We start from the raw sequence: 329 nt of genomic DNA on the forward strand, positions 1-329 counted from the left end.
GTCGGGGTAGGGGGATTCGAACTCCCGACATCCTGCTCCCAAAGCAGGCGCGCTACCGGACTGCGCTATACCCCGGTAAAAAAAAGGCGACCTCTCAGTCGCCTTCTTCGATCAGCGCTTTTGGCCTCTGATCTTAAGATTCGATCCCAGCGCTAACTGGTCTCAAAAATGGTGGGTCGTGTGGGATTCGAACCTACGACCAATTGGTTAAAAGCCAACTGCTCTACCAACTGAGCTAACGACCCAAAAATGGTCGGGGTAGGGGGATTCGAACTCCCGACATCCTGCTCCCAAAGCAGGCGCGCTACCGGACTGCGCTATACCCCGGT

The 329-nt window shown here is 55.6% G+C and carries 3 tRNA genes; all 3 read right to left on the reverse strand.

The window, feature by feature from the left end:
* Position 1 precedes the first annotated feature (1 nt).
* The 3 genes from AOA61_RS00445 to AOA61_RS00455 all read right to left on the reverse strand — a co-directional run bounded on the left by AOA61_RS00445 (position 2) and on the right by AOA61_RS00455 (position 327).
* A tRNA-Pro gene (locus AOA61_RS00445) sits at positions 2–75 on the reverse strand.
* 94 nt (positions 76–169) lie between these two features.
* A tRNA-Lys gene (locus AOA61_RS00450) sits at positions 170–245 on the reverse strand.
* A 5-nt stretch (positions 246–250) separates the two neighbouring features.
* Positions 251–327, reverse strand: a tRNA-Pro gene (locus AOA61_RS00455).
* Between the last annotated feature and the right edge of the window lie 2 nt (positions 328–329).

Origin of the sequence: Pseudomonas sp. 2995-1, from assembly GCF_002742505.1 — a bacterium.
Taxonomy (GTDB): domain Bacteria; phylum Pseudomonadota; class Gammaproteobacteria; order Pseudomonadales; family Pseudomonadaceae; genus Aquipseudomonas; species Aquipseudomonas sivasensis.